16 protein-coding genes and 1 riboswitch are annotated in these 20,397 nt (G+C 36.9%); of the genes, 9 read left to right on the plus strand and 7 right to left on the minus strand.

Annotated features, from left to right (window positions below; genetic code table 11):
* The first annotated feature begins 56 nt into the window (after positions 1-56).
* From CPS_RS19550 to CPS_RS19565, 4 genes are all read left to right on the plus strand, one after another.
* Positions 57-632, plus strand: a complete 576-nt coding sequence (locus CPS_RS19550; protein WP_011045097.1) for an SPOR domain-containing protein — start codon at positions 57-59, stop codon at positions 630-632.
* Between the two features lie 307 nt (positions 633-939).
* Complete coding sequence (gene hslV / locus CPS_RS19555; RefSeq protein ID WP_011045099.1) at positions 940-1,458, plus strand: ATP-dependent protease subunit HslV; 519 nt, start codon at positions 940-942, stop codon at positions 1,456-1,458.
* A 75-nt stretch (positions 1,459-1,533) separates the two neighbouring features.
* Positions 1,534-2,865 (plus strand): HslU--HslV peptidase ATPase subunit, encoded by a 1,332-nt coding sequence (gene hslU, locus CPS_RS19560; RefSeq protein ID WP_011045100.1) that lies wholly within the window; start codon positions 1,534-1,536, stop codon positions 2,863-2,865.
* A 161-nt stretch (positions 2,866-3,026) separates the two neighbouring features.
* Positions 3,027-3,404 (plus strand): gamma-butyrobetaine hydroxylase-like domain-containing protein, encoded by a 378-nt coding sequence (locus tag CPS_RS19565; protein WP_011045101.1) that lies wholly within the window; start codon positions 3,027-3,029, stop codon positions 3,402-3,404.
* A gap of 131 nt (positions 3,405-3,535) precedes the next feature.
* On the opposite strand, the gene CPS_RS19570 is transcribed toward CPS_RS19565, so the two are convergent.
* Both CPS_RS19570 and CPS_RS19575 read right to left on the minus strand, forming a co-directional pair.
* Positions 3,536-5,395 (minus strand): methyl-accepting chemotaxis protein, encoded by a 1,860-nt coding sequence (locus CPS_RS19570; RefSeq protein ID WP_011045102.1) that lies wholly within the window; start codon positions 5,393-5,395, stop codon positions 3,536-3,538.
* Between the two features lie 338 nt (positions 5,396-5,733).
* A complete protein-coding gene (locus tag CPS_RS19575) occupies positions 5,734-7,626 on the minus strand; it encodes a putative bifunctional diguanylate cyclase/phosphodiesterase (RefSeq protein ID WP_187148279.1) in 1,893 nt (630 codons plus the stop codon).
* 336 nt (positions 7,627-7,962) lie between these two features.
* Between CPS_RS19575 and rraA the strand changes: the two genes are divergently transcribed.
* Positions 7,963-8,460 (plus strand): ribonuclease E activity regulator RraA, encoded by a 498-nt coding sequence (gene rraA / locus CPS_RS19580; RefSeq protein WP_011045104.1) that lies wholly within the window; start codon positions 7,963-7,965, stop codon positions 8,458-8,460.
* 47 nt (positions 8,461-8,507) lie between these two features.
* Here rraA and CPS_RS19585 read toward each other — a convergent pair whose 3' ends face one another.
* The 5 genes from CPS_RS19585 to orn all read right to left on the minus strand — a co-directional run bounded on the left by CPS_RS19585 (position 8,508) and on the right by orn (position 15,619).
* Entirely contained in the window at positions 8,508-10,121 is a 1,614-nt protein-coding gene (locus CPS_RS19585; protein WP_011045105.1) for a GGDEF domain-containing phosphodiesterase, read from the minus strand.
* 99 nt (positions 10,122-10,220) lie between these two features.
* Positions 10,221-10,757 (minus strand): hypothetical protein, encoded by a 537-nt coding sequence (locus tag CPS_RS19590; protein ID WP_011045106.1) that lies wholly within the window; start codon positions 10,755-10,757, stop codon positions 10,221-10,223.
* Positions 10,757-12,700, minus strand: a complete 1,944-nt coding sequence (locus CPS_RS19595; RefSeq protein ID WP_011045107.1) for a tetratricopeptide repeat protein — start codon at positions 12,698-12,700, stop codon at positions 10,757-10,759. Before CPS_RS19595 ends, CPS_RS19590 begins: the two co-directional genes overlap by 1 nt.
* A gap of 115 nt (positions 12,701-12,815) precedes the next feature.
* A riboswitch (cyclic di-GMP riboswitch) is annotated at positions 12,816-12,898 on the plus strand.
* 305 nt (positions 12,899-13,203) lie between these two features.
* Positions 13,204-14,991: a DUF885 domain-containing protein gene (locus tag CPS_RS19600; RefSeq protein ID WP_011045108.1), complete on the minus strand. Its 1,788-nt coding sequence runs from the start codon at positions 14,989-14,991 to the stop codon at positions 13,204-13,206.
* Between the two features lie 82 nt (positions 14,992-15,073).
* Positions 15,074-15,619, minus strand: a complete 546-nt coding sequence (gene orn, locus CPS_RS19605) for an oligoribonuclease (protein ID WP_011045109.1) — start codon at positions 15,617-15,619, stop codon at positions 15,074-15,076.
* 115 nt (positions 15,620-15,734) lie between these two features.
* Here orn and rsgA point away from each other — a divergent pair, with 115 nt between their 5' ends.
* The 4 genes from rsgA (at position 15,735) to CPS_RS19625 (ending at position 20,345) form a co-directional block, all read left to right on the plus strand.
* Positions 15,735-16,793, plus strand: coding sequence for a small ribosomal subunit biogenesis GTPase RsgA (gene rsgA, locus CPS_RS19610; RefSeq protein WP_011045110.1), 1,059 nt, complete (start codon positions 15,735-15,737; stop codon positions 16,791-16,793).
* 64 nt (positions 16,794-16,857) lie between these two features.
* On the plus strand, positions 16,858-17,697 hold the full coding sequence (asd, locus tag CPS_RS19615) for an archaetidylserine decarboxylase (RefSeq protein WP_041738165.1): 840 nt from the start codon (positions 16,858-16,860) through the stop codon (positions 17,695-17,697).
* A 146-nt stretch (positions 17,698-17,843) separates the two neighbouring features.
* Positions 17,844-18,224, plus strand: coding sequence for a BlaI/MecI/CopY family transcriptional regulator (locus CPS_RS19620; protein WP_011045112.1), 381 nt, complete (start codon positions 17,844-17,846; stop codon positions 18,222-18,224).
* A gap of 18 nt (positions 18,225-18,242) precedes the next feature.
* The gene (locus tag CPS_RS19625; RefSeq protein ID WP_011045113.1) at positions 18,243-20,345 is read left to right on the plus strand and encodes a M56 family metallopeptidase; all 2,103 of its coding nucleotides are present in this window, start codon (positions 18,243-18,245) and stop codon (positions 20,343-20,345) included.
* Positions 20,346-20,397: the final 52 nt, after the last annotated feature.

A 20,397-nucleotide genomic window follows, 5' to 3' on the forward strand; every position in this document is an offset into this window, starting at 1 on the left:
TATGTCAGCTCGGTTACACTAGCTAAAATTTTCCTCTTAGCGACTCTCCGCATTTCATGGCTAATCAAGATTACGTTTCCCGCGCCCCCGCAAAAAAGAAAAAAAATAACCGTAATGGTAAAAAGGCATCTAAAAACTCCAGCGCAGTACCACTTAAAGCAAAATTAATTAGCCTGTTACTGATAGTACTCATTGGTGTATTTTCTTATGGCTTATGGTCATTAAAAACGGACCCCAGCACTAAGACACCATTAATTGAACCCGTAAAAATTACAAAAGAAAAAAAATCATTAAACAAAACAGATGAATTACCTAAGCCTCCGAAAGAAAAATGGACTTATGTTAAAGATTTAGAAACCAAAGAAATTGAAGTTGGCGAATATAAGGTCGAAGAAAAAGGTCCTTATAAAATGCAATGTGGTTCATTCAAAACACAGAAGCAAGCTGAAACATTAAAAGCACGCATAGCTTTTTCTGGACTCGAAGCGCAAGTACAAAGTGTCTCAGGTAAAAACGGCACTTGGCATAAAGTTTTCTTAGGCCCCTACCCCCGTAAACGTCTCGCTGAAAAAGATAAACATAAGCTCAAACGTAATAATATTAATTACTGTCAAATTTGGTTATGGCGATAATAATACCCGTTACCAATCAAGATGCAGGTTTCAGAGCACTTGAGCAATTTCAATTCAAGGCGCTGTGATCAAGTAGTGTTACCCAAGCGCTTCTTCGATGGCTTTAAAATCACTTTATACTCCGTTAAATAATCAATGTATAGAATGACTATGCTTCGATTATTTATCATGCCTAAAGTCATTTTAACTCCCTCTGAAATTCTGCACTTTGAATAGTAATGGCTATAATATTCATCACACTCCTTGAAAAGCCAGTAAAGATCCCAATTACATTAACATCAAAGAATTGAGTTAAAATGAGGTTAATGTGACTACTATCGTTTCAGTTAGACGTAATGGCAAAGTGGCAATTGGTGGTGATGGTCAAGTATCACTTGGCAATACGGTAATGAAGGGAAATGCTCGTAAAGTACGTCGTTTATATAATGGCAAAGTACTCGCTGGTTTTGCCGGTGGTACAGCCGATGCTTTTACATTATTTGAGCGTTTTGAAAGTAAGCTTGAACAACATCAAGGTCATTTAACCAAAGCCGCTGTCGAGCTTGCTAAAGATTGGCGAAGCGACCGAGCGTTAAGAAAACTTGAAGCCTTACTTGCTGTCGCTGATGAAACAGCATCATTGATCATTACCGGTAACGGCGATGTAATTCAGCCTGAGCATGATCTTATCGCTATAGGTAGTGGCGGTAATTTTGCGCAATCAGCCGCAACAGCTCTCTTAGAAAATACCGACTTAAGTGCCAAAGAAATAGTAGAAAAATCACTTACTATTGCTGGTAATATCTGTGTATTTACCAACCAAGAACAAACTATAGACGAACTATAGCCCTTAGCAGAAACTGATTAACATGCTGCCTGAGTATGAGTAAAACACTCCTTAGGCAACAACGAGGAATAAATTATGTCAAATATGACCCCACGTGAAATTGTTCATGAATTAGATAGCCACATTGTTGGTCAAAGTGATGCCAAACGCGCTGTTGCCATCGCGCTAAGAAACCGATGGCGTAGAATGCAGCTTGATAAAGATCTGCGTAACGAAGTTACTCCTAAAAATATCTTAATGATTGGGCCTACGGGTGTTGGTAAAACTGAAATAGCTCGCCGCTTGGCAAAACTTGCCCACGCACCATTTATTAAAGTGGAAGCGACTAAGTTCACTGAAGTGGGCTATGTTGGTAAAGAAGTAGAAACTATTATTCGTGACCTTGCTGATATGGCAATAAAAATGGTTAAAGAAAGTGAGATGGATCGTGTTAAACATCTTGCTGAAGAAGCGGCTGAAGAGCGTATTTTAGATGTTCTGCTTCCTCCTGCTCGTGACGGCTTTGGTAACGATGAAAAAAGTGATGACAGTAATACTCGTCAAATTTTTCGTAAGAAATTACGCGAAGGAAAATTAGATGATAAAGAAATTGAGCTTGACTTAGCAGCACCACAAGTTGGTGTTGAGATCATGGCACCTCCAGGTATGGAGGATATGACTTCACAATTACAAAACATGTTCCAAAACATGTCTAGTGAGAAAACTAACAAGCGCAAACTTAAGATTAAAGATGCTCTAAAAGCGTTGCAAGAAGAAGAAGCGGCTAAAATAGTTAATCAGGATGACATTAAGCAAAAAGCTATTGATGCAGTAGAGCAAAATGGTATTGTCTTTATCGATGAAATTGACAAAATTTGTAAACGTGCTGATAGCTCTGGCGGTGGGGATGTTTCTCGTGAAGGTGTACAGCGCGATTTACTGCCGTTAGTAGAAGGTTCAACCGTAAGTACTAAACATGGCATGATCAAGACAGATCACATCTTATTTATTGCCTCCGGCGCCTTTCAAATGACTAAGCCATCTGACTTAATCCCGGAATTACAAGGTCGTTTACCTATACGAGTAGAATTACAAGCATTAACTGCCGATGATTTTGTTCGTATATTAACAGAACCTTTTGCCTCACTTACTGAGCAATATATCGCATTACTTGCTACTGAAGGTGTGTCAGTAACTTTTACCGATGATGGTATTAAAGCAATTGCTGATTCAGCTTGGCAAGTGAATGAGACAACTGAAAACATTGGTGCTCGTCGCTTACATACTATGATGGAACGTTTGGTTGAAGATTTATCATTTAATGCTGACCAACGCAGTGGTGAGACCATCAGCATAGATCAAGCTTATGTTACTAAGATATTAAGTGAAGTAGTTAAAGACGAAGATTTAAGTCGCTTTATTCTTTAATAACAATACCCGCTCCATTTGAAGATGCTCGTTTCAGGAAGGCTGAATCATGCATCTTCAAGTGGAACGGGTATAGATACTTATTACGTGTTACTCAACGGACTTATTTACTGGTCCATCGAATATCTGGTAGATAAATAAAGGTTAGATGGTTTACTACAATGAAAATTACTCGTTTTATTATAGATAGTGCCCTACACAATCTAACGGTTGAGTTCTCTGCAAATGAGAATATCACTAGTACTCAACTAAGCTTTGAATATTTGCGTATTAGCTCTGATGCAAACTCAGCTAAAAAAAACAAAGCAGGTCAAATTCAAGTAACTAGCCATAAAAAGAATGTACTTTTAATAAGTATCGAGAGCGTCGCTAAGCACGGTTATCGCTTGATATTTGATGATGAGCATAGTGCAATATTTAGTGAAGAGTATCTGCAAACATTAACACTTGAATATGAAACTAGGTGGCAAACTTATTTAAGTGCTCTTAAAGATAGCGGTCACTCCCGCGAAGCTATGATTGACTTTAAACAGTTATAAACCTCTCAGCTTCACCGACTAGATATCAGTTTTACGTTTACGTTTCATACCTAATAAAAAATGCCCTGACGCTCAAAGAGTCAGGGCATTTTTATTTACATCATTAAAAATGATAATGCTATACCATTATCTTATACAGTAAAGCGACTAACCTCTGTAGTTAGCACTTGGGCCTGTTGAGACAACTCTTCACTCATTTGCTCATTTTGTTTCGCAGAATCACCCGATTGCTCTGTCACATCTCTGATCATCACTACATGTTGGTTAACTTCCGATGCAACAGTACTTTGCTCTTGAATCGCCGTAGCAATGGCACTATTCATATCCATAATCAAAGCAACATCTTGTGTTATCTCATCAAGCATTGCTCCGGCAGAACTTGCTTGCTCAGCACTCTCTTTCCCCTGATTACGACATTCCGCCATTAGAGTGACTATCTCTTGAGTACGTTTTTGCAATAAGCCAATAATTGTTTCTATCTCTTGCGTTGAGTCTTGAGTTCTACTGGCAAGTGTTCTCACTTCATCAGCAACTACAGCAAAACCGCGACCTTGCTCTCCAGCTCTTGCTGCTTCAATTGCTGCATTTAACGCCAATAAATTTGTTTGTTCGGCAATGCCACGAATAACACCTAATACTGAAGCAATAGTGACACTTTCTTTTTCCAATTCTTTAACGACGTTTTCTGAATCCAATAGCTTTTCTGATAATTGGCCTATTTGGTTGATGGTCTGTTCCACCCCTGCTTTACCTTTACCTGCATTACTATTCGTTACTTCAGCTTTATGGGCTGCTTCTCGCGTATTAGTCGCAATTTCATCTACTGTTGCCACCATTTCTGTTACTGCAGTTGCTACAAGATCCGTTTGCTGCATCTGAGTTTCTACACCCTCATTAGCATTGTAAATATTTTCAGCCAAGCTGCCTGTAGCGGTATTGAGAGTATTAACTGAATGATTTACTTCTACAATAAGTGATCTAAAGTTAGTTAACATATGGTTAAACACTGTCGCCATATCCGATAGTTCATCTCCACCACTAACATCGACTGCAATAGTTAAATCATTACTCTGAGCGATACTATTCATACTACTTTGTAGATTGCTAATTCGATTCAAAATACTTTTTCCGATTAACCAAGCACTTACTAAAGCAACTACGAGCACAACCGAAAAAAGGCTATAGGCCAATGTATTAATAAAATTCACATCTTCTTTCACCGCAGATTCACTATGAGACAGTAGCTTTTTCAATTCATTATCAACTTGATTAACTACATGACGCATTTTATTTCTGCTGCCCATCTTCTCATTATAACCGAGCTCTTTTTGGGATATGACTAGATTTGAGAAAGAATTTTGATAGGCTTTGATTAGCTTATTCACTTCCTGCTTTTTAGCGAAGGTGAAGTTACTTGCTTGGACTGAGGTCAGTAACTTGTTAACATTTTTATTAAGTTTATCAACATATTTTTCATCAAGACGTAACATAAAATCTTTTTCGTTTCGTCTAAGCTGCAACATTTCACTACGTAGACGATAATTGTCTTTGCCAATAAGCGTCTCAACGCTATGAACCGCACCCCGAAGTTCTCCATATAAACCTGATTTAGCATCTAGGCCAATTTTCTTTTGTAACCCGACAAGATGCGTAAATTGATCTTGATATTGAACAAGAATATTCCCCATACTTGTCAATTCCGGCATAGAAAGACCAACCTCTGCAAAGTCATCTGACAACGCATTAATTTGATGCTGAACGTTTTTCATTTGTTTATTAAATTGGTCTGAATTTGTTAACTTTTTATGAGCAGAGAAGTCTTTTTCTTCGTGTCTTAGTTCAAGTACTGACGCTTTAATATTACCTATACTTTTTGCAATATTTATATCATGTTGTAATGCCGAACTTTCATAGTTCAGCAACATTAACATTAGGATCATAGCCAGTACTAAAATTGCAGTATTAGCGATTAATTTGTTCTTAATAAGCATAGGGTCTAACCTTAAAAATTTAACATATATTGTATAAAGCGTGAATTAACGGAAATTCGATTGGTATTACTAGTCAATTTATTTTTGTCTTTTCAATGTGATTTAGTTCGATGGTGGCAACCTAGTACAGAGTTGAATAAGCCTAAGATGTACTATTTTTGCCTTTTCTGCGTGTATTATAGAACTGTATCGGTAAGTATCGGTTTTTTTTTAGTTTTAAATTATAAACTACAGGCAGTTATCCATTCATCGTCAATCATAACAAAAGACAATGAACTACATTTATTATGAATAAGAGTGGCTTACGTGTATTCCCCCTCAAAATGGTTTAACTTAAATTATTTTTTCTTAAGGTATCGTACTAACTTACTCTCAGGTAGTGGTTTGCTAATAAAATAACCTTGCACTGCATCACAACCTAAATGACGAAGCAGATTGAGTTGTTCGATAGTTTCAACACCTTCAGCTAAAACCCTTTTACCCAAGCCATGTGAAAGGTCAACCATAGACTTAACAATAGTGAGGTCAGAATCATTGATAGCAACTTCATTAATAAAACTACGGTCGATCTTTATTTTATCTATTGGCAGGTCTCGCAAATACGCTAAAGATGAATAACCTGTACCAAAATCATCAATGGAGACTTTAATCCCCATGCTTTGTAGTTTCACTATGCTATCCATTGCTCTGGTAATATCAGTCATCACTACATTTTCAGTAATCTCTAATTCAATATATTTAGAGGGTATACCGTATTTATGCAATAACATTTGAATATTAGTAACCAGTTGTTCATTCTGAAATTCGACTGCCGTTATATTCACAGCAATAGCGACACGTCGTTGATATAACTTGAACCAACGCTCACTTGCTTGACAAGCTTTGACTAAAATATAATTATCAAACTCATTATGCATGCCTAACGTTTCGAGTTCTGTTAAAAAGTCACCAGGGGAGAGTAAGCCCTTTTCAGGATGCTGCCAACGTACTAAGGCTTCTACCCCTTCGAGTTTATTGGTAAATAAGTTTAATTGTGGCTGGTAATATAAAACAAACTCATCATTAGCTATGGCAGATCGTAGCTGTTTCTCCATCAAGACTAAATGCCGGCCCTGTGCCTGCATCCCCTCTTCAAAAGCAACAGAAGGAATATTATTGGTTTCGGCGTGATGTAGGGCAAGGTTGGATTTTTGTAGTAAATCTTCAGACTTATCCGCATCATCGGGATAGAAACAATAACCTACGCTACCTTGAATTGTTATTTCTTGTTGCTCATAGCGAAAACAACGTTCAATGAGTTCATGAATATGATTTACCGCTCGATCAACATGTGATATTTGTTCAAATTCAATGACAAACATAAAAGAGTCACCACTTAAGCGACCAACAGCTTGTGGTATAAATACACTATGATTCAGACGGCTGGCAATTTCTCCCAGTATAAAATCCCCAACTTTTAAACCATAAGTATCATTTATAAATTTAAACTGTTTTATATCAATTAAAAAAACTGCCAACTTCATCTGATTCTTGTTTATTTTATTGGCGTGTGTCAGCTCTTGCATTTTATCTGACAATTTAGCCATCACTTGTTCACGGTTCAGTGCCCCGGTCAAAGAGTCATGTTTACCTAGGTACTGCGCTCTACTTATCGCACTCAACGTGGCAAACCTTTCAGCTCCTTGCATCCAAATAAGCAAGGTAAAGCCAAGAATACTATGTGCAGCAACATCGAAATATAATAGGAATAGTTCTAATTGACGGAACCAAGGCTCCGTTAAAGCAACAATGGAAATAAAAGAATGCATTAAGTACCGCAAGCCAAAAATGGCAGAGAAATACATTAAAACTTGACTTGAAAAGTAGCTTTTTTTGTCAAATAAAAGATAACAGGCTAATGAAAGAAAAGTGCAGCCAAAAATAAAACTAGGAAGGCTTATGGTTAAATAAAAGTGGTTAAATGCTTGGCTTGGGTCAAAGGCAAAAAACATTGTCGAGATGACACTGAGAATTATAATTGCACCAATGCCACCGCTTAATATTTCTTTAGACAATTCCTTGTTGTTTTTTGCAATGTAAACGCCAAAAATCAGGAAAATCAAGAACGAATATTGGAAAATTTGTAGTAATAATTCAGCTAATATTTGCCAAGAGTCACTTGAAAAATTACGACTAGAATACGGCACAAAAGACTTAATCAGATAACTAAAATTTAGTGCACCTATACTCATTAGCCAATATTTAACATATTTACGCGAAAAGGTGCGATAAAAAATATAAAAGACAAATAATAGTACTGAAAAAACCACTGTTTGTGTCGAAAATAAAAAAGTTCGAGGTGTTATAAATTCGATCATAAAGAAATTTTAATCATGGCTATTAATATACCTGTCTGGAACGTGTAAGCTGCTAAAGTACTTTAGGTTAAACCACTAAACATGTGTGCTATTAAAGAGGCTTTTACCTTTAAATTCAAGTCATACCCGATAAATATATAATAGGTTTTATTTTTAACATAACAATATATACTGGCATAGCCCCTAATCTTCAGACGAAAGAGAACTAACATGCAATATAACACTTCTGAATTATGTGACTTTTATGCCGATTTGATTGATGTTGTTGATCCCATTTTTTGTAATTACGGTGGTCGCAGTTCATTTGCTGGCAAAGTTGTTACGTTAAAGTGTTTTGAGCATCTAGGTTTGATCAATGAACTCGTTGCTACATATGGCACAGGGAAAGTATTGGTCATTGATGGTGGAGGATCCACGAGACGCGCTCTGATTGATTTAGGTATCGCGCAATGTGCTGCTAACAATGGTTGGGAAGGAATTGTTTGTTATGGCAGTGTACGTGATGTAGATGCTTTAGATGGAGTAGATATTGGTATACAGGCGCTCGGAGCAATTCCAGTTGGGGCAAGTGAGCAAAATATTGGAGAAACTGATATGGCGATTAATTTTGCCGGAGTGACCTTATTACCTGATGATTATATCTACGCTGATAATACCGGTATTATACTGTCGCCTGAAGCACTCGAGATTGCATCAAGTATGGCTTAGTAATAACTTAGCCTACAACCAGAGACATAACTCCTAGTACCTAAGATCTAATAGATAGATGGTCTGACTTCTGGCGGTATTGATGCTGGGTGTTGCAAATACCACTTCTCTAACCAAATTTCTATCTCCTCAGGTACTACTCCTGGGTGAATAATATTACCTTGAATTAACTCTCCGCCCATGGCAATAAATGCTTCCGAAGCTTCATGTCTGTCAATATCAGTACCTACAAGTGGAATCTTCATACTGCGAGTCAGTGTAACAAGTGCATTAGTTATCGCCTTATCTACCCGATTACTACTATCATTCGTTAATTGCTGACAATTTATTTTAAGTTGATGGATTGCCATTTTTCTGACATAACGTAACGCCTCATAACTACCTGAAAAATTAGCGATGGAAATGTTTATATCTAATGATTTTAGCTGATCAATAATGGCTTTTACTCGATGACTTGCACTAAGCAATACTTGCTCACTTAGCTCAATCATTAAGTATTTACCGGCAATATTAAACTGTTTTAATTGTTGCTCAATATAATCAACCAAATCTACTTCAAATAAGCTTTCACTCGACAAAGTTACAGAAATACGTTGATGTACGCCTATTCTATGCAAGCTATCTAAAGTAGAGAAAGCTTTGTTAAGCATATATTTGGTCAAAAAATACAATTCACCACTATGCTCAGCAAGCTCAGAAAATTCAGATAACTCCAATGGTTTAACCGAGTCATGTTCATACCAATGAACCTTTAACTGAAAACCTACAATATAATGGTTATTAATATTTACTTGGGGCTTTAAATAACAAAATAACTTCTCTTCTTTAATATCTCGACGTAACGCTTCCATTCGAGCAAGCTGAACTTGGTTATATGAAATACTGTTATTATCAAAATAATTAATTTGCTGCTGCGTCTTTAAACCCTTAAGTAAAGCATCACCTGCGTGATCAATAATTTCATCAAAGTCATCACCATTTTCCCCTGAAATAGCAACACCAAAAGCAAGTTCAAAATTTACAGAAAAACTCTTAAAACTCATAGCATCAGGCACAGAGTCAGCTAATTGATGACACAATTCATTAAGCATACTTTTATCATCAAAACGGCTATCAGTTAAATTGTAAACTACCAAGAATTGTAGGCTTTGTAAGCGAGCTATTCTTACTGGTTGAGGATTAACACCAAAGCTTAGTAAACTTGTATTATCCTCTATTCTTTGCTGTAAACAGTACGCAAACTGCAATAATAACAAGTCAGAATTATGATAGCCCAGCAAACTATTTACTTGTTGAAAATTGATAGGCTTGAATACCACGGCAGCGTAACGTTGCCCAGTGTCAGCCTTGATAGCAACGTCAAAAGCTCTTAGCGCTTGCTGCGCAGTTGGTAAGTTTGTTGTCGGATCATGCGTATAAGAAAATAGCTCTTCAACGCTAATGGCTTTACTATCGTCAGTTAACGATGTAGAGATAAGTAGTTTTTGAATACAGAATAGAGCCAGAACACTGGCCGTAAGAACCATAAAAACATAGCTAACAATAGCGGTCAAATTAAGCGGGAGCTTATCACTATAAAGTTGCGCAAAAAGAGCCGATAAAGCAATAATTATAATTACTATGATAAGTAATACAAAGTACTTAACGTTAAAACGATTCATATTTAATCACCTATCCTAGGAGATTTTATCAAAGCAATTAGTTAGCCTAATAAAATTATTACCTTTTGTACAGAAATACTAAATTTTAAGGATGCCCTTTTAAGATAGACAGCTACTTTTTTGATCTATTACTAATGCGTGGGCGCAATCACCATCAACGGTTAGTAAGGCTTCAACTAAAAAAAGAAAACCATTTAAACTATCACTAGACCAATAGCGTTTTAATTGTTTATTACTCGTGACTAACATAGCAACAAATTTTTTATAAGCTGAGCTGTCTTGATTTTCAAAACACTTCTGACTAATAGCTTTAAGGCGACCTTTCCCTTTTAAACATTCTTGGAAAATAATACTGTAGTTATTAATTAATGGAGTGATCAATTCTGTATGTATTAAAAGTTGCTCATGCTCATTCGCCTTAGCATAAGCGATTAAACGCTTTAATCTTTCCTTAGCAAATTCCTGCTCACGTGTAGCAACAAGGGTCATCGACTCTACTAACACCTTATTTTCCTTGCGGGTAGATGAACTTTCTCGCTGTTGAGTTATTAGCTTTCTCTGCAATTTTTCTGCACGAAAAAAGAAGTAAATACTAATAAATACAAAAACAATCGTTATAACTGAAACAAAAAACATTAAGGTGCCTTAGACGGATTAACTTGCGCAATATTAACAGACTCATCAATGCGTGCCAAAAATAGATACGGATCAATATCTTTAAAACCTGCCATATTTAACGAATATTTCATTGTCACTGAAAAATCACCTAAATTTGCAAAAGCTCTTGTATTTACAGCTTGCACTAGCTTGTCTAACTTTTCATTAACTTCTTGGCTACTTTGGTGCTCAAAAAGCAGTAAATACTCACCTTCATTTAACAATCCCACATAGTCAAACTCTGCTATATGTTCATTAATTACACTGGCCAAACCTTTAGTCACTTCACTAATCGTTTTACTATTAAAATGAAAAACAAGCTCCTGCCAATTCTCAACAACCAGGTAACCTACATGGAAAGGGTATCGAAACTTCCTTGCCTTTTTAAAGGCCAATTGGTAAGTGAATTTTGTTTGCATCGGACTCGCCATACTATGACTTGGCTTTTCAAGCTCTTGATATGCCCTATTTATTTTTTGCGCTCTTGACCTCAAGAACAAACCTACCAAGGTGAGTATTAATAAAGCAACTAATACCGATAAACTTATAATAATGATACGTTGTTTTTCATACTTCCCTATAAAGCTACTTGATAGCTCACTGCTTTCAGCTAATTTAACAGCAAGTCTTTTTGACTCTTCAACAGGCTCAATTTTGGGTGTTTTCCCAACCGCTAAATGAGATAAACCCTGCATTATACTAAACGATTTTCTTTTATCATTAAGGTTGTCGAGTAATATTTGACTATATTTTTTACGCCAGTCATAAGCAAGTCGGTAGTTTTCTTGAGAAAAGTGCATTTCTGCAACCATTCGATAAAAGCCTGTATATTCTGACGCAATATTCTTACCGTTAAGAAGGCGTACCACTTCATTTAGTAAGGCATAACCTTCAGTTATTTGTTCAACACCTAATTTAGCACTAACCAGAGCAACCGACGTTTCTATACGTTCAGAAAGCATATTATGTTGATGAAAAACTTCTATTGCTTGCTGTAAAGGTTCAAGTGCTGCATGAAATTGTTTTTGTCTCATTAAAACGATACCTAACCACTTATCAGCATGAGCAACATTAATAGGTGCATTATTACCCTCAGCAGATTTCTTAGATTCCCAAAAAACATTATATGCATCATCAAAGCGTTGTAGATAAAAATAGGCATACCCTAGATATAAATAGGTTTGAGCAATATTTCTTTTTTGATTCATTTCAAATCTTAATTTTAATATTTTTAACTGCATGGTTAGTGATGTTTGATAGTCTCCTAAATGGTGATAAGCCAAGGCTAAAATAGTCAGTAATTGAATATGCTCTGTTAGTTCACTACTACTGATACCAAGCTCGACTTGTTGTAGGTCGGCCAAAGCCTGCTGATGTTTTCCTAGCATTGCAAACGCGACGCTACGATAACTTAGCGACAATAGTCGACACTTAACACTACGACTAAATTCACTATTCCTTACTGCTTCTTCAGTCACTTCTAACAACTGCTTGTATTCTTTTCTGGCTACATATACATCCGCTAATTTGAATAACAGCGCCAATTTAATTTTTTTATCTAAACTATTTGCTGCTAAGCCTCTTTTAGTAAACTCAAAAACGTTGTTCATATTTCCTTGATTACTAGCAACCTTTGCAGAAAGTAAATAGACTTTTGCGAGGATATCATTTGAGTAATCGTGTCGATTATTAATGATTTTTTCCGACAGTGACTTCACTATATCAGCATCAATCATTTCATTATCTACTTTCAATAATTGCTGAACTTGATTACTTAATACGGCTTGTTCAGACGCGGCTTGTGCGTGAGCAGTACTGACTAAAATAAAAGAAAGTAACTGCACTTTAAAAGTAAATACTATAAACAGAAACAATCGTTTTATCGTCATATCTATACCGTTAGTAATTGAAAAATAAAACATTGGAGGTTATCCAATATTACTCATCACTCTTTTTACCTCATAAAGGTAAACAAAAATAGCCTTTTCTGTTTACATTTAAGGAATTCATCTTATAATAATGGGGTTGAGCTACCAAGCTTGATAAGGGCAAATCTAATGAAAGTTAGAGACGCAAAGTTACCGGTCTAATGGGAAACCTATGATAGCGGGACTGCAAATTTTAGATATAGTGGGGGCTTATCTTAATTCGATAGTTCACTATCTGTTTCTTCCGGTTTCTTTGCGTGGCCTCTTTCCCTGTATTTCTCAACCCATCACTTGCTGCTCTTTACCTATAATTTATTTAGCACTATTTAAAAATTGCTAATAAAAATAGTGCTTGTATGTCTGCATTTGAAAGTAAGACCAATCGGACTAATTTATTACTCAGTTAGCCCGAATTAATCCGATAAGTATAAGAGCCTAACACAAAGTTCTTTGCGCCAGGCCGCACTAAACTAGGATTGAAGTTCAGAAAGTTTATTTTATGATTTTGTCACACTATTATCTTTGTCGTTTATATACTGCGTTATGATTTTATCTAACATAGATAATGGCATTGAACCATGCTTTAGTATTTGATCATGAAACTCTCGTAAATCAAAATCTTCACCTAATGTTTGTTCCGCCTCTTTTCGTAAGCGCTTAATCGTTAACTCACCTATTTTGTAAGATAAAGCTTGCCCTGGCCATGAGATATATCGATCTATTTCCGTTTTTACATTATGTAGTGACAATGCGGTATTACTGGCTAAAAAGTCCATTGCCTGTTCTCGGCTCCATCCTTGCGTATGCATTCCAGTATCAACAACTAAACGGCAGGCACGCCACATCTCATAGGTTAAGCGACCAAAATTATGATATGGGTCTTCATACATACCTGCTTCTATTCCTAAATATTCAGAATATAACCCCCAACCTTCACCAAAAGCAGAAATGTAGCTTCTATTCCTAAACTTCGCTACATCCTTCATTTCTTTCGCTAATGATATTTGCAAATGATGTCCTGGCACGGCCTCATGTAAGGTTAGTGCTGTTAAAACATAAAGTGGTCGACGATCTAACCTATAAGTATTGACCCAATAATTTCCTGGCTGATCATCACGTGATGATCCAGCATATCGTCCCGTTGTATATTTAGGCGCTATATTGGCAGGTACTGCCATCACACCATAAGGTGTTCTTGGTAATGTTTTAAATAACCTCGGTAATTTAGCATCCATTTTTTTAGCAATAAAAGATGCTTCTTTTAACAACTCTGTTGGTGTGGAGGCATAGAATTGAGGATCGGTACGTAAGAATTCGACAAATTCACTGAAGCTGCCATCAAAGTTGACCTGTTCAATGATAGCGTTCATCTCAACTCTGATACGCTTTACTTCTCCTACCCCCTGCTGATGAACTTCCGTTGCAGTCATAGGTAACGTAGTATAATGCACTAATCTATTTTGATAGTATTCCTTACCGTTAGGTAGCGAAATAGCCGCAATATTATCCCGAGCATTTGGCTGGTATACATTAACCATAAAATCATAATATGCCGTATATGCAGGCATCACTTTAGTGCTTAATACTTGCTTAGCTTGTTGCTGTAAATCTTTTTTCTGACTCGTAGTTATAAAAGCAGACATTTTATTAAATGGTTGGTAATACGAACTTTCAGTGACATCTTCTTTTATGTAAGCCGCAATAGATTGTTCAAATCCCTTCAGTACGATTTTCGGTTGACTAATACCGCTCTTTAGCCCTTTTTTCATCCAATAAGTTTGTTGAGAAAAGTAGGCTGGAAGTAAGGATAAACGCACTAAATAATCTTGATAATCAGTAAAGGTTTTAAAGTCTACTTGCTTAGAGATATTTGCAATCCACACATGAAAACCCGACTCTGCCGTGAGCGGCATATAATGTTCTTTGTTAATGTAACTATCTAACTGGTTTTTAAGACTATAGGTAAGTACAGAAAAATTAATCTGATTTTCTTGTGTAAGCTTTTCATTATCCAATGCTATTAACTGTTGATAAATAGCCAAACCTTGTTGATATTGCGCTAGCAAAAAATCGGCTGACAGATCAGGTAATTTAGCGTTATTACCAATAACCTCTGGTTGATTAAACGGACTTGATTTTAGATAGAAGGCTTCATGAGTTTCGATAATATTTGCTAGCTGTTGATCTTCACTCGGGGTGTTTTTTGTGGCGTTGGCAGCATAACTGTAATTTATCAGGCAGATATTAATCAGTATAAGCACTAGGTAAGTGACTACATTTTTCATAGGAATTACTCAAAAGTAGGAAGGAGCATGATAATAACGATACAAACATTATCATGCCTTTAATATGGTATTATTAGTAAAGCTATAACTTGAAGAAAAGTTCTCTATATACTTTTAACTCAGCGATCGACTCTTTGATGTCATCTAGGGCTAAGTGAGCCCCCGTTTTAACAACAGACTCTAGTACTTCTGGCTTCCAACGTTTTGCCAGCTCTTTTATTGTACTAACATCTAAGTTTCGGTAATGGAAATGATCTTCAAAATCAGGCATATATTTATTTATGAATCGTCTATCTTGACCGATACTATTACCACACATGGGTGACTTACCTTGAGGTACCCACTCTTGAACAAAAGCTAAGCTTTCTTTAGTTGCATGAGCCAAGCTCACTTCACTGTCGCGGCAACGTTGAGTTAATCCTGATTTCCCGTGATGTTCAATGCACCATGGATTCATGTTATCTAGCACATCATCAGTTTGGCTAATGGCAAAAATTGGCCCTTGCGCTAAGATATTTAACTCGCTATCGGTAATAATGATAGCGATCTCTAAAATTACATCTTCTACAGGCTCGAGGCCTGTCATTTCCAAATCAAGCCAAATTAAATTACTGTCGTTACCCGCCATAACCTTCCCTTAAAAAAATGCACAAGCATTCGTATATAATTGTTAGTATAATACGCCAGAACCAAGTCGGGTCAAATTAAATATTGGATCAAATAAAATCGTATGAATAAGTCACTTGTCTAAGGTAAAAAAACTGACCAAAGGTCAGCAAAGGCGCATTAAAGCCAATCATGATAATAGATTACATGGTAAAACCACTAAAAATAAAGATAAAGTGCAATGGGAAGATGACGACTTAGGCACTCCTCAGCAAGGCGTTATTATTAGTCGGTTTGGCCAACATGCCGATGTCGAAAGCGAACTTGGTGAAATATACCGCTGTAATTTACGTCGTTCTATTGGCTCGCTTGTCTGTGGAGACAAAGTACTTTGGCGTCTTGGCAGAGAAACTCAACATAGTATCACAGGTATAATAGAGGCTGTTCATGAACGTGACTCTGTATTAAGTCGTCCCGATGTTTATGATGGCGTTAAACCTATCGCGGCAAATATCAGTCAAATCCTCATTGTCTCTTCTGTGTTGCCTGTTTTTAATAGCGATATTATTGACCGCTACTTAGTAGCTGCAGAGCAAACGGGGATTACTCCTGTTATTGTGCTGAATAAAACTGATTTATTAGACAGTATAAGCGCTGAAGAACAAGAGAATATAGCCAAGCAATTGAAAATTTATCAAGATATTGGCTATCAAGTGCTTTACGCTAGCAGTAAGTCTCGCGATGGTATAAGTGAACTAAAAATGCAGCTTGCCCAGCATACCAGTATTTTCGTTGGTCAGTCTGGTGTCGGGAAATCAACGTTAGTTAATGCTCTCATGCCAGATTTAGGGATATTAACAAAAGAAGTCTCGGACAACTCAGGTTTAGGGCAACATACCACGACAGTGGCACGCTTATACCACTTTAATGAGGGGGGGGATTTAATTGACTCACCAGGTATTCGTGAATTTGGTTTATGGCATTTAACACCAGAACAAGTATGTCATGGTTTTGTTGAGTTCTCGGAATTTCTTGGCTTATGTAAATTCAGGGATTGTAAGCATCAAACAGATCCTGGCTGTGCTCTAATCGCTGCAGCAGAAAATGAACAAATAAATCCAGCTCGCTTAGCAAGTTTTCAACGTATATTAGCCAGCCTAAATGATAATAAATTAACTTCTCGCTTTAATAATTAAGGAAAAATGAGTGTCTTCAAAAAATAGTCTTAGCGATAAAATTAAAATCACCTTCCAGTACATTATGCCTAAACATGCTATTTCACGTTTAGTTGGTAAGTTAGCCGCTGCAAAAATGGGTTGGTTAACCACTAAGCTGATCAGTATGTTTATTAAAGCCTATGGCATTAATATGAATGAAGCTAAGCTTAAAAAGGCCAGTGACTTTGATACCTTCAATAACTTTTTCACTCGCGAACTAGAAGAGGGTGCTCGAATTATTGATAATGATGAGAATACAATCTGTTATCCCGTTGATGGTGCAATCAGTCAACAAGGCGATATTATTGATGGGCAACTTATTCAAGCAAAAGGTTTCAACTATAGTGTCACCTCCTTGCTCGGTGGTGACGAAAAAACAGCAGCGCCTTTTCAAGGAGGGAAATTCTCTTGTATTTACTTAGCACCAAAAGATTATCACCGTATTCACATGCCAATGGCAGCAACCTTACGTGAAATGATTTATGTACCCGGTGAACTATTTTCAGTTAATCCATTAACCGCTCAAAATGTACCCGACCTTTTCGCGAGAAATGAACGCGTAGTTGCCATTTTTGATACTGAAATGGGTGAACTCGCCATGGTATTAGTCGGTGCAACGATTGTTGCCAGTATAGAAACTACTTGGGCAGGTACGATTACGCCTCCTGCAGGAAAAGACATTTTTAGGTGGCAATATCCTAAAGACGGGGCTGATGCGATTACTTTTGAAAAAGGTGATGAAATGGGTCGCTTTAAACTAGGATCGACAGTTGTTAGTACTTTCGCACCTAATATGATTAGTGAATTTGCAACCGATGCTGGCCCTGGTACTGTCACTCGACTTGGCGAAATCTACGCTGCACTAGATAAGAGTGCTTCATAACGGGCAAGAAACAGTCAACGAACAAAACTGTTGCTCATTTAGTGTACTCATTATAAGCTTAGAGGAAATACGATCAAATTCGTAACACCTCTAAAACTTATATTCAATAAAAGTATAACTAAAACAATTAAATAAGGGACAAGTACATGGCACAAGAAAATTCCACAGTAAAACCTACACAGGCTGAGTTAACTTTACTTAATGTGCTATGGAAAATGGGCCCTGCAACCGTAAGACAAGTTCATGATGTCGTGAGCACAACGCAAAAAACTGGCTACACTACGGTATTAAAAATACTTCAAATAATGCATGAGAAATCACTGGTCATCCGAGATGAAAGTAATCGTGCTCATGTCTATGCCGCTGCCAATAGCCAAACACAAACACAATCATCACTCATTAAAGACTTAATTAGTAAAGCTTTTGGAGGCTCGACCTCAAAATTAGTCATGCGTGCTATCGACGACTCAACTAGTGAGCAAGAAATTAATGATATTCGCCAGTTACTAAACTCTTTAGAAAAGTAGGACCATTAAACTTTAACTATGTTTGAACAATTATTTAACAGCCCTTTTTTATATAGCTTATCGCTAACCTTAGTGCATTTTTTATGGCAAGGTTTACTGGTGGCGCTTATCTTAAAGTCCTTGTTATATATAATTGATAAGAATAAATCAAAACTGCGTTACACACTCGCTACGTTTGCAATGTTATCAAATGCAATACTTGCGGTACTGACCTTTACCATGGTTTACCCTGACACAAGCTCAGGCATTAATAGTTATCTCAGTCCCATTCCCCTTACAAGTTTAGTAAATGAGTTAACCCAACAAAATGCCTTGTTTACTTATCAAGAATTGTTGCCCTCAATTTTAGCCTATTCATTACCTTACCTGTCATTACTTTGGCTAGCTACCATTGCAATTCTTTCTAGCAAGCTACTCATTGAAATTCGTAATGTAAATAACTTACCTCTGCATTCGAGCATTTCCCCCTCTTTGGCTTTATCAGCCCGCTTTGAAGAATTGGCCAAACAAATAAAGTTAGCTAAAACACCCAGATTACTTATTTCATTGAAAGCTGAAGTACCTATGGCAATAGGGTGGTTAAAGCCTGTGGTATTGCTACCCGCTAGTATGGTGACCGGACTAAACGCGGCTCAACTTGAAATGCTTATTTTGCACGAACTTGCACATATTCGCCGTCATGATTATTTAGTTAATTTTTTACAAACACTGATCGAACTACTGTTTTTCTTCCACCCAAGTGTGCATTGGATCGGCAAGCAAATGCGTAATGAACGTGAATATTGTAGCGATGATATTGCTGTTCAACACTGCGGTGATGCCATAGCTTACGCACACACCCTAACGGATACCGCCTCTTTATGTGCTAAAAATCACTTCCATACGATTCCGACCATGGCAATGGCAGCATCCGGCGGTGATTTAAAAGAACGAGTGCTTCGCCTTGTTGATCATCATTGTGCCCCAACAAATAACACCAGCAAGTGGTTAGCGGCAGTAAGCCTACTTTTAGCGCTAGCATTATTGAGCATGAATCAATTATTGACCATGCCTTTTGCTCAACAGCTAAACAACAAATTCCCATGGCAAGAAAAAAACAGTATTAACAGTAATATTGCGAGCACAACGATTGCAGCAATGAATTTTAATAAAGACAACACAAGTAATCGGAATACAACACTGAACAATGATTCGATTGCTCAGCAACTACTCCATCGCGAAGAGACGTTACCTGATGCTTCTGTTGTAGAGTTAGAGAATAATCAGAATGCATTTGCTGTGAAAAGTAAAAACGAATCAGAGTTAACCACTGCTATTGTAGAGCCTTTGGCTATCAGCAATTATCAAGATACCATCAAAGCAAAGGAAACGGCTCAGATTAATCGAAGTGCAACAATTAGCAGTACAAAACAGATAACTGCGGGTGATAACGAGGTACTAACAGCCCTAAGGGTGAAAGTTCAGCGTGATAGTAGAACAACACCTCAACTGACTTCAGCAAAATCAGACCTAAATGTAGCAAAAAATAGTTTATCATCAACAACTAATTTGCAGCCGTTAGCTATTGAAAAATCACAACCTCAATTAATATTATCATCGATTTCAGCAGACAAGTTTACTGCGCAGCCAGCTATCATTAATTCATCTCAAGAGGGTAATATGCAATTATCCCTCTTAAATGATAAAGCGTTAAATAGCAAAAAAGACTCGTATCACAAATTGGCTTATAACCAAGAAGTTAACAAACTAGCCGAACAAAGTGAATTATATAAAGCCTCAAACACAGTTAAAGTTGGAAAGGCGAGCGAAATTGAACCATCAAAGCAAGAAGTATTGCAGATGCCAACCTCATTTGAGGCAAAATTACTTAACTCTATTAATCCAGTATATCCAAGCCTTGCAAAGCGCCGTGGCCTTGAGATGGAAGTACAAGTAGATTTCATTATAGATCGTGATGGTAAAGTTAAAGATATTAGTTTCGCGCAACAAAGTAAGCTTATTTATTTCAAATCAGCTATCCGCTCAGCTATTCGTAAATGGCGATTTAGTCCTGCTACGATAAACAACCGAAAGGTTGAAAGTAAGATGACAAAGATATTCTCTTTTAGCTTGCATGCCTAGTAGTAATAACGAATAAAGAAATGTTGCAACTCGCCTCATCTTAGCTGTATAT

Origin of the sequence: Colwellia psychrerythraea 34H (genome assembly GCF_000012325.1) — a bacterium.
Classification (GTDB): Bacteria; Pseudomonadota; Gammaproteobacteria; order Enterobacterales; family Alteromonadaceae; genus Colwellia; species Colwellia psychrerythraea_A.